Genomic DNA, 10,174 nt, shown 5'->3' on the forward strand with positions numbered 1-10,174 from the left:
CCCCAGCCGCCCACCAGTAACGTGGGGCCGATGAGCACGAGCCGGTCTCGGGGGCCCGGTCAGTACCGTCCAAGCCGCCACCACCCCAGCATCAGGAGAGACCTGTGAGCGCCGAGGGCCGTTTGATCACGGGCCGTTACCGGTTGGAGAAGCGGATCGGCAGCGGCGCCATGGGCATCGTGTGGCGCGCGGTCGACGAGCGGCTGCACCGCACCGTCGCGGTCAAGCAGCTGCTGCTCCAGCCCGGTTACACCGATGAGGAGACCGAGGAGGCGCGGCAGCGCTCGATGCGCGAGGGCCGCATCGCCGCCCGGTTGCAGCACCAGAACGCCATCGTGGTCTTCGACGTGGCCGAGGACGAGGGCCAGCCGGTGCTCGTGATGGAGTACCTGCCCTCGCAGAGCCTGGCGACGGTGCTCAGCGAGCAGGGCGTGCTGCCGCCGCAGTCGGTGGCCCGGATCGGCGCGCAGGTCGCGGGGGCGCTGGCGGCGGCGCACATGGCGGGCATCGTGCACCGGGACCTGAAGCCCGGGAACATCCTGCTCGGCGACAACGGCATCGCCAAGATCACCGACTTCGGCATCTCCCGCGCCATCGGCGACGTGGCGGTGACCAAGAGCGGCATCCTCGCCGGCACCCCGGCCTACCTGTCGCCGGAGGTCGCGCTGGGCCGGGACCCGGCTCCCGCTTCGGACGTGTTCTCGCTGGGCGCGACGTTGTACGCGGCGGTGGAGGGCGAGCCCCCGTTCGGCACGGACGAGAACGCGATCAGCCTGCTGCACCGGGTGGCGCGCGGACAGGTGGAGCCACCGCGGCAGGCGGGTCCGCTGGCCCCGGCGCTGATGCAGCTGCTGCAGCCGGACCCGGTGGACCGCCCGACGATGGCGCAGACGCGCAGCATGCTGCTGGCGGTGGCGGAGGGACGGCCGCTGCCCGGCGGGTCCACGCCGTCCGGTGGCTGGCAGCGCCCGGCGGCCGCCCCGCAGGGCAGGCCGCAGCAGGCGCAGCCGACCCGGGTGGGTGCGGCGGTCCCCGCGGGCAACCCGCCGACCCAGGTCGGGCAGGCCGCGGTGTCCGAACCCTCCGGCGGCGGGACCTCCCGCAAGGCGGTGCTGCTGTGGGCGGCGGCGCTGCTGGTGGCGGTGCTGGTCGGGGTGCTGACGGCGAGCGCGTTCGGCGCCGGGGAGCAGCGCTCCCCCCAGTCGCAGCCGCCGGTGTCCGAGCCGGTGGCGCCCGCGGAGCCCGCTCCGGTCACCACGGCTCCGCCGACGACGACCGCGCCCTCGTCCTCGGCCCCGCCGACGACGCCGATCAGCACGACCACGACGACGTCCAGCGAGGAAAAGGACGACGAGCAGCCGTCCAAGGACGAGATCGTGAACGTGGTGAAGACCTACTTCTCGTCCGTCCCGGACGACCTGGACAAGTCCTGGTCGCTGCTGGGCCCGGGGCTGCAGTCCGCGGGCAAGGACAGCTACGAGTCGTTCTGGAACTCCGTGGACGACGTCAAGATCGTTTCCGGGCCGAAGGTCATCGGTTCCCGGGTGCTGGTGGTCCTGGAGTTCGAGAAGGACGGCAAAACCAGCAAGGAACGCCACCTGCTGGGCATGGTGGCCCGCGACGGCGAACCCCTGATCAACAGCGATTCCCGGGTCTGATCCCGGAACTCCGCACCGCCCGGCCGATCACGCCCGGGCGGTGTCGCGGAGGGCCGCCAGCAAGGATCGGGTGGCGGGCTGGTCGGCCACGGTCTCGCGCACCGCGACGTGGATGCGGCGTACCGGTTCGGGCCGCCGCACCGGCCGGACGACGATGCCGGGGTGCAGCACCCCGAGCGCGAGCCGCGGTTGCAGGCCGATGCCCAGCCCGGCCGCGACGAACGCCTGCGCCGCGTAGTCCCCGCCGGTCTCCAGCTCGATCCGCGGCGCGAACCCGGCGGAGTCGAAGGCGTCCCGCAGCGATTCGGCGCACGGCCCGTCGCCCAGCGCCTCCAGCACCCACGGTTCGCCGGCGAGCCGGGCGAGGTCGATCTCCGGCTCCTGGCTCAGCGGATGGCCCTGCGGGAGCAGCACGTGGTACGGCTCGTCGACGAGGTGCTCGACCCGGACTCCGCGCGCCTGCGGCAGTTCCCGGCCGACGACGATGACGGCGAGATCGGCTTCGCCGGTGGCGACCTCGCCCAGGATCCCCTCGTCGATCATCTTCAGGTCGAGCCGCACCTCGGGGTGCTCGGCGCGGAACTTCGCCACGACGGGCGGGACGAGCCCGACCCCGGCCGAGCCGAAGTAGCGCAACCGGAGCCGCCCGGTGCGCCCGGCGCGCAGGTCGTCGAGTTCGGCGTCGGTGTCGGCGAGCAGCCCGGCGAGCTCGGCGGCGCGCTCGGCGAGCAGCCGCCCGGCCGCCGTGGGCCGCACGCCGCGGCCGACCTTCTCCAGCAGCGCGGTGCCCGCCTCCCGTTCGAGGGTGGCGACCTGCTGGCTGATCGCGGAGGGCGTGTACCCGAGGTTCGTGGCGGCGCTGCTGATCGAGCCGCCGCTGACGACGGCGCGGAGGACCTGCATGCGACGGGCGTCCAACATGCCCCGACGATACAGCAGAGCTGAAACTTCAGTTCAGTTTATTTCGCTTGTCCTTATGCATCGGCTCTCGGATCGTGGTCCTCGGGACGACCTGCGGACGAGGGAGCGACGATGAACCACCGGACGAGCCACCTGCGGCTCGGTGTGCTGGCGCTGTTGTGGGGCGCGAGCTTCCTGCTGATCAAGCTGGCGCTGACGGCGATGTCCCCGGCGCAAGTAACGTTCACCCGCATCGCGCTCGGCGCGGCGGTGCTGGTGGCGCTCTGCGCCGTCCGCGGGCTGCGGATGCGGCTGGACCGGCGGCTGCTGCCGCACGTCGTCGTCGCCGGGTTCTTCGCCAGCGCGCTGCCGTGGGTGCTGCTCGGCATCGGCGAGCGGACCGTGGACTCCGGGCTGGCCGGGGCGGTGAACGCGACGACGCCGCTGTGGACGCTGCTGTTCGGGTACGTGCTGGGAGCGCGCGGCGGGTTCTCCCCGCGGATGCTCGGCGGGCTCGCCGTCGGGTTCGGCGGGGTGCTACTGATCCTCGCGCCGTGGCAGGGCGCGTCGGCCGGGACCGGGGTGCTCGCCTGCCTGGCGGCGGCGGCCAGCTACGGCGTCGGCTACGTGCACATCGGCCGGAAGCTGACCGGGACGGGGGCGCCCGCACCGGTGCTGGCGGCGCTGCAGCTGGCCGCGGCGACCGGGCTGGCGGCGGTGGTGCTGCCGCTGGAAGGGCTGCCCGCGGTGCGGTTCGACGCGGTGGCGCTGCTGGCGGTGGCGGTGCTCGGGGTGTTCGGCACCGGGGTGGGGTTCGCGTTGAACTACCGGCTCATCGCCGACGAGGGGGCGACGGTCGCGTCGACGGTCACCTACCTGATGCCGGTGGTGTCGGTGCTGCTGGGCTGGCTGGTGCTGGGTGAGCGGCTGAGCTGGCGGGTGCTGCTCGGCATCGCGCTGGTGCTGGCGGGCGTCGCCCTCACCCGGAACCGCACCGCCCGGCCGCGGCCCGCCCGGGGCCCCGCGGCCGGAGCCCCGGCCGACCGGGCCCCGGACGGCGCACCCCGGGTCGCCCCGGCGCACCCGTACACCGACCTCGCCACGAACCACCCCATGAAGTGAGCGGCGCGGGCCGGCGGCCGGTCAGACGAGCCTGCGGTCGCTGGCCCAGCGGGAGAGCTCGTAGCGGTTCGACAGCTGCGTCTTGCGCAGCACGCTCGACACGTGCGTCTCCACCGTCTTCACCGAGATGAACAGCTCGGCGGCGATCTCCTTGTACGCGTAGCCCCGGGCGAGCAGCCGCAGCACGTCCCGCTCCCGCGGCGTGAGCAGGTCCAGCTCCGGGTCGCCCACCGGCGCCGAATGCGGGCCCTGGGAGAACGCGTCCAGCACGAACCCCGCGAGCCGCGGCGAGAACACCGGGTCCCCGGCGGCCACCCGGCACACGGCGTCGGCGAGCTCCCGGCCGGAGATGGTCTTGGTGACGTAGCCGCGCGCCCCACCGCGGATCACCGCGATCACGTCCTCGGCGGCGTCCGAGACGGACAGCGCCAGGAACACCACGTCCGGCTGCTCGCCGCGGACGCGCCGCAGCACCTCGGCACCGCCGCCGTCGGGCATGTGCACGTCGAGCAGCACCACCTGCGGCCGGTAGTGCGCGATGCCCGCGGCGGCTTCCGCGACGGAACCCGCTTCACCGACGACCTCGACCTGGTCGGGCGCGGTGGCGAGCTCGGCGCGCACCCCGGAGCGGAACAACGCGTGGTCGTCGACCAGGAACACCCGGACCGGGCGCTGGTCTGCTTCTTCGCTGGTCACGTTCTCCTCCTCCACCGGCCGCGGCCGGTTCACCGGCGGGCCTCGCGCGGCATGTCCATCTGCACTTCGGTGCCGGAACCGGGCGCGGTCCGGATGCGGACGGAGCCGCCGTTGCGCTCCATCCTGCCCCTGATCGAGTCGGCGATCCCGTGCCGGTCCGCGGACACCCGTTCCGGGTCGAACCCGGCGCCCCGGTCCCGCACGAAGATCGAAACCTGGTCGGGTTCGACCTCGGCGTACACGCTGACCTCGGCGACCCCGGCGTGCTTGGCGGCGTTCACCACGGCCTCCCTGGCGGCGGCGAGCTGCGCGGTGAGGGCGTCGTCCAGCTCGCAGTCGCCGACGACGACCTGGTCCACGTTGATCGCGAAGGCGTCCTCCACCTCGCCGCAGGCCCGCGCGAGCTGCGCGGACAGCATCGGCCCCGGTTCGGCGGCCGGGGACTCCGGTTCGGCCGCGTCGCCCCGGCCGTAGCCGCCGGGGCCGTAGAGCCAGGTCCGCAGCTCCCGCTCCTGGCCGCGGGCGAGCCGCCGCACCTCGCGTTCCGAACCGGCCTGCTTCTGGATCAGCGCGAGCGTCTGCAGCACCGAGTCGTGCAGGTGCGCGGCGATCTCGGCGCGTTCCTGGGAGCGGACCCGCCCGGCGCGCTCCACGTCGAGGTCCCGCATCAGCCGCACCCACCAGGGCACGGTGAGCACCGCGGCACCGACCAGCGCGGTCACCGTGGACAGCAGCGCGAACTGGAGGTCGCTGACGCTGGCCGACCCGGCGAGGAAGACCACCGCGCCGATCACGACCAGCGCGGCGCCGGAGACGACCCGCACCACCGCGGACCGCCCGCCGCCGCCGAGCAGCGCGCCCGCCATCCCGGTGCGGGCGCCTTCCCGCCAGCGCCGCCGCTGCGACTCGTCGGCTTCGCGCCACACCACGGCGGCGCCGACCATCGCGACGCCGAGCGGGCCGGTGAGCCAGCCGGGCAGGATGCCGAGCAGTCCGACGGCGACCGCGAGCCCGAGGCCGAGGATGATCAGCCCGAGGCCCTGCTGGCGCTCCCGGTCGGTCATCGGCGGCTCGTCGCCCCCACTCTGCGGCACGAAGATCCACAGCAGTCCGTAGCCGAGCAGCCCGGCCCCGCCGAACGCGGCCAGCACCGCGAACGAGGCGCGGACCCACAGCACCGACACCCCGAGGTGGTCGGCGAGCCCACCGCAGATCCCGGCGACGAGCCGACCGCCGCGCCGCCGGTACAGCGTCGGCGGGCCGGCGCCGGGAGCGGTGGAATCGCGGACCAGGTGGCCGTGCGGCTCGGTGGGCCGGTCCGGGTCCACCGGGAACGGGTCCGCGCCCGGCGCGCCGAACGGGGCGGACGGTGCGGCGGCGGCCCGCGCGGCACCGGCCGCCTCGGGCCGGTCGGGTGCGCCGGGGTCGACCGCCGCGGGGGCCGTCGGCACCCGCCGCGGCTCGCGAGCTCGTTCCCGCTGGTACGGCTTCTTCACCCTGCGATGGTCACACGCGCGGGAGATCACGTGCATCGGGGAATCCCCAGGGCGTTCCGGGCGGCGCTCAGGGGCGTCCCCGATGTGGCCTGGCCGGTCACCGCTCGATAGTGGACGCATGAGCGGGAATGACAACGTCGGCGACACCCTCCGGGAGATGTGGGAGTCGCGACCGGCGCGGTTGCGGCAGGACCGCAAGCTCGCCGGGGTGAGCGGCGCGATCGGGCGGCGCTACGGCATCGACCCGGTGCTGGTGCGGGTGGCGTTCGCGGTGGCCACCATCCCCGGTGGCGGGGGCCTCGCGTTGTACCTGGCGCTGTGGGTGCTGCTGCCGTCCGATCCGGACGCGCCGAACCGCAACCGGTTCGGCCGGCTGGTCGGGGTGGCGCTGGTGGTGCTGATCGGGGTCCCCACCGCGCTGAGCATGCTCTACCCGCACGGCTGGCTGGTGTTCGGCGCCGCGTGCGCCGGGCTGTACCTGCTGCACCGCGGCTACCGGGACCGGCAGGTCGCCGTGCCGAGCACGCCGGGCCAGCAGGCGCCGAGCACGCCGGGCCAGGCGGCGCCGAACACGCCGGGCCAGGCCGTGGCGAGCGCGCCGGCGGCCCCGGTCGGCGAGAACACCTGGGTGTACCCGGGCGCTCAGCAGCGCGCCGAACCGCCGTCCTGGGATCCGCTGGGTGCCGCGCCGTTCGCCTGGGACCTGCCGGAGCCCGGGACGGAACCGGAGCCGCCGCAGCCGAAGCGGACGTGGATCACCTGGATCGCGCTGGCCGTGGCCGTGCTGGCCGGTGGGGCGGCGCTCACCGCGGGCGGCAGTGCCGGTTCGGCGCTCGCGGTGGTGCTGGGTGTGCTCGGGGTGGGCATGCTGTGCGCCGCGTTCCTGCGCGGCGGCCGGGCGCTCATCGCGTTCGCGCTGCCGGTGGGGGCGCTGGCGCTGCTGCTGGGCCCCGGTGCGGGCGACGACGCGGAACCGGCTCCGCCGCAGGACCGGCGGGTGGTGGCGACGACCACCGCGGGGCTGCGGGAGTCCTACCCGTACCTGGAGCGCGGCACGCTGACCCTGGACCTGCGGCAGCTGCGCCTCGCCGGCGACGAGCAGGTCGAGACCGGCGCGCACGTCGGGCAGGGGCGGGTGCGGGTGCTGCTGCCGCGGGACCTGGACGTCACCGCCGGGTGCACCGCGGAACGCGGCGCGGTGCACTGCCTCGGCACGCAGGAGAACGGGGGCGAGCACACGCGGCTCGACATCGACGATCCCGGTGCGGACGGGCCCGGTGGCGGCCACCTCACCGTGGAGGCGTTCGTTTCCGACGGAATGGTGGAGGTGCTCCGTGGCTGACGCGAAGGACGACGCGCGCTCGCAGTCCCCGGACGTGGTGCTGCTGGTCTCCGGTGCGCTGGCGCTGATCATCTCGGCGTCGGTGCTGCTCGGCGGTTCGCGGGACTTCCTGGTCGAGTGGTCGCTGGCCGGAGTGGCGGTGCTGGTGGGGGTGTTCCTGCTCGTCGCCTCGATGCGCCACCGCTGATGCCTGCCGGTGGCGCCCCGCCGCACCACCGGCACGGGCCGGACCACCCGCGCGCTCTAGGCTTCCGTCCACGGGGACGGAGGGGGAGCGGATGAGCATGCCCGGCGGGCGGCCCACCTTGGAGGACGTGGCGGCCAGGGCGGGTGTGTCCCGCGCGACGGCCTCCCGCGCGATCAACGACTCCCCCCGGGTCAGCCCGGAGGCCCGCCGGCAGGTGGACGCCGCGGTGCGCGAGCTCGGCTACGTGCCCAACCGCGCGGCGCGGACGCTGGTCACCCGGCGCACCGGGGCGATCGCGCTGGTGCTCTCCGAACCGGAGGACAAGTTCTTCGACGACCCGTTCTTCGCCGCCACGGTCCGCATCGTGTCCCAGCACCTGTCCGCGGGCGACAGCCAGCTGGTGCTGCTGATGGTGCACCGCCCGGACGACCACGCGCGGATCGCGCGGTACCTGGCAGGCGGGCACGTGGACGGTGCGCTGGTGCTGGCCCCGCACCGCGGTGATCCGCTGCCCGCGGCGGTGCGGGACCTGCCGCTGCCGGTGGTGTTCGGCGGCCGGCCGTGGATCTCCGAACGCGGCCTGCACCTGGTGGACCACGACAACGTGGGCGGCGGCCGGCTCGCGACCGAGCACCTGCTGTCGCTGGGCAGGCGGGCCGTCGTGACGGTCACCGGGCCGCGCGACGAGCACGCCGGGCTGGAGCGGCTGCGCGGCTGGCGGGAGGCGGTCGGCGTCGGCGAGGCGACGGCGGCGCGCTCCGAACCGGGCGACTTCACCGAGGCCGGTGGCGAGCGGGCGATGGCGGCGCTGCTGGCGCGGGTGCCGGAGCTGGACGCGGTGTTCGCGGCGAACGATCTGATGGCGGTGGGTGCGCTGCGGGCGTTGCGGACCGCGGGCCGCCGGGTGCCCGCGGACGTGGCGGTGGTCGGGTTCGACGACCACCCCGCGGTCGCGCCGCACGCCGATCCGCCGCTGACCACGATCCGCCAGGACCCGGCGCTGCGGACGGTGCACATGGTGGCGCTGCTGCACCGGTTGATCGCGGGCGACCGGGTGGCGCCGGGTCGCGAGGTGCTGCCGGTGGAGCTCGTGCGCCGCGAATCGGCCTGAATCCCCGTTCTCCCGAACACCGGAAAAAAATGGGAACGAACCAATCGCATTCATCCGGCTCCGAACCGTGATCGCGCGGCGTCGCAACTGGCAAAAACGGCGATATCGCGTACTTCGAATTGCGCAACCGGGTCCCGTTGAGCGGCGAACAGCAGCCGATCGGCCTAATCAGTCCCGTACTTCATCGATATAGCCTTTACCGGAACGTTTCAGGTGAGCAGCCTGTCCCGTTGAGAGCGCTCTCATCCTTCAACGTCCCCCCGAAGGAGACTTCTCGTGCCCCGAACCGGATTCAAGGCGGCAGGAACGACCCTCGCCGCGCTGTGCCTGTTCCCGTTCGTCACCTCTTCGGCGACCTCCGCGGTGGCGGCTCCGGCCCAGCCCGCGGCGCCGTCGCCGAAGGCGGAGGTGTTCTTCGACGACTTCTCCGGCGCCGAACTCGACCGCTCCAAGTGGAAGGTCGAGGTCACCGGGGACAACTTCACCACGGTGAACTCGGAGCAGCAGGCCTACGTGGACTCCCCCGAGACGATCTACATCGACCACGACGACGCGAACACCGGCGCCGAGAACGGCGCGCTCGCGCTGCACGCGCGCAGCACTCCCGGTTTCCAGGCGCCGGACGGCAACACCTACGACTTCCAGTCCGGCCGGGTCAACACCCAGGACAACTTCGAGTTCACCTACGGCCGCTACTCGGCGAAGGTGAAGCTGCCCGAGGGCGGCACCAGCCAGGGCCTGTGGCCGGCGTGGTGGTCGCTGGGCGCCAACATCGACGAGGTGAGCTGGCCGCAGTGCGGCGAGGTCGACGTCATGGAGAGCGTCGGCGAGCCGTGGACCAGCGTCGCGCTGCACGGTCCCGAGTACCACGGCGACACCCCGATCGCGGGGCAGCAGCAGTTCGAGGGTTCCGACCCGGGCGACTGGCACGTCTTCACGGCGGATTGGACTCCGGAAGGAATCACCTTCCTCGTCGACGACGCGGAGATCTACAAGATCACCAAGGCCGAAATGGAGCAAAACGGCTGGACGTGGGTCTACGACGACCCGCAGTTCATGATTCTGAACTTCGCACTCGGCGGCCAGTTCCCGAACGGCGTCAACGGCGTCACCGAACCCTATTTCGGACTCCCGCAGGAATCGGTCGACAAGGTGAAGGCGGGCAATGCGCGCTATCTGGTCGACTGGGTCCGCGTCGAGCAGTGATTCCCGATCACGTGCGTCGTGACCCGCGCCCGCGGCGCCCGTGAACCGGGTGGAGGCGGGCCCGGTGCGCCCGGTCCGATCCCGGCCGCACCGCGGCTCCGCCCCCGACTTCCCCGGGTGGGGGGGGGGGGGGGGGGGGGGGGCCGGGGGGCGGGGGGGGGGGCCCCCCCGCCCCCCCCCCCCCCGGCGCCCCCGGCCCCCCCCCCCGGCCCGGGCGCGGCGCCCCCCCGCCCCCCCCCCCCCCGCCCCCCCCCCCCCCCCCCTCACTCATGTCCGCCCCGGGGAGCAGAACGATCGCGAACCCCTGCCCCGGGCGGACGACCGTTCACCGCCGTCCCGGCCCGGGAACGAGAACGGGGGGCCCGGGGGGGCCCGCGGGCCCGGGGGGGGGGGGGGGGGGGGCCCCCCCCCGCGGGGGGGGGCGGGGGGGGCCGGGCCGCCCCCCCCCCCCCCGGG

General features: G+C 74.3%; 9 protein-coding genes. 6 read left to right on the forward strand and 3 right to left on the reverse strand.

The window, feature by feature from the left end; genetic code table 11:
- Positions 1-104: 104 nt before the first annotated feature.
- A complete protein-coding gene (locus LCD31_RS04195; RefSeq protein WP_224956110.1) occupies positions 105-1,658 on the forward strand; it encodes a serine/threonine-protein kinase in 1,554 nt (517 codons plus the stop codon).
- A gap of 27 nt (positions 1,659-1,685) precedes the next feature.
- Here the strand turns inward: LCD31_RS04195 and LCD31_RS04200 are convergent, their stop codons facing one another.
- On the reverse strand, positions 1,686-2,579 hold the full coding sequence (locus LCD31_RS04200; RefSeq protein ID WP_224956111.1) for a LysR family transcriptional regulator: 894 nt from the start codon (positions 2,577-2,579) through the stop codon (positions 1,686-1,688).
- A gap of 111 nt (positions 2,580-2,690) precedes the next feature.
- Here LCD31_RS04200 and LCD31_RS04205 point away from each other — a divergent pair, with 111 nt between their 5' ends.
- A complete protein-coding gene (locus LCD31_RS04205) occupies positions 2,691-3,680 on the forward strand; it encodes a DMT family transporter (protein ID WP_224956112.1) in 990 nt (329 codons plus the stop codon).
- A 21-nt stretch (positions 3,681-3,701) separates the two neighbouring features.
- Here LCD31_RS04205 and LCD31_RS04210 read toward each other — a convergent pair whose 3' ends face one another.
- Positions 3,702-4,376 carry a response regulator transcription factor gene (locus tag LCD31_RS04210; protein ID WP_224956113.1) on the reverse strand — a complete coding sequence of 225 codons (675 nt, stop codon included), beginning with the start codon at positions 4,374-4,376 and terminating at the stop codon, positions 3,702-3,704.
- Positions 4,377-4,405: 29 nt separating this feature from the next.
- Positions 4,406-5,908 (reverse strand): ATP-binding protein, encoded by a 1,503-nt coding sequence (locus tag LCD31_RS04215; protein WP_224956114.1) that lies wholly within the window; start codon positions 5,906-5,908, stop codon positions 4,406-4,408.
- A gap of 82 nt (positions 5,909-5,990) precedes the next feature.
- On the opposite strand from LCD31_RS04215, the gene LCD31_RS04220 reads away from it, so the two are divergent.
- From LCD31_RS04220 to LCD31_RS04235, 4 genes are all read left to right on the forward strand, one after another.
- Positions 5,991-7,214: a PspC domain-containing protein gene (locus LCD31_RS04220; protein WP_224956115.1), complete on the forward strand. Its 1,224-nt coding sequence runs from the start codon at positions 5,991-5,993 to the stop codon at positions 7,212-7,214.
- Complete coding sequence (locus LCD31_RS04225; RefSeq protein WP_224956116.1) at positions 7,207-7,401, forward strand: hypothetical protein; 195 nt, start codon at positions 7,207-7,209, stop codon at positions 7,399-7,401. Before LCD31_RS04220 ends, LCD31_RS04225 begins: the two co-directional genes overlap by 8 nt.
- A gap of 91 nt (positions 7,402-7,492) precedes the next feature.
- Complete coding sequence (locus LCD31_RS04230) at positions 7,493-8,512, forward strand: LacI family DNA-binding transcriptional regulator (RefSeq protein WP_224956117.1); 1,020 nt, start codon at positions 7,493-7,495, stop codon at positions 8,510-8,512.
- A gap of 276 nt (positions 8,513-8,788) precedes the next feature.
- Positions 8,789-9,718 (forward strand): family 16 glycosylhydrolase, encoded by a 930-nt coding sequence (locus LCD31_RS04235; RefSeq protein WP_224956118.1) that lies wholly within the window; start codon positions 8,789-8,791, stop codon positions 9,716-9,718.
- Positions 9,719-10,174 lie beyond the last annotated feature (456 nt).

The organism is Saccharopolyspora sp. 6M, from assembly GCF_020176775.1.
GTDB classification, from domain to species: Bacteria; Actinomycetota; Actinomycetes; order Mycobacteriales; family Pseudonocardiaceae; genus Saccharopolyspora_C; species Saccharopolyspora_C gregorii.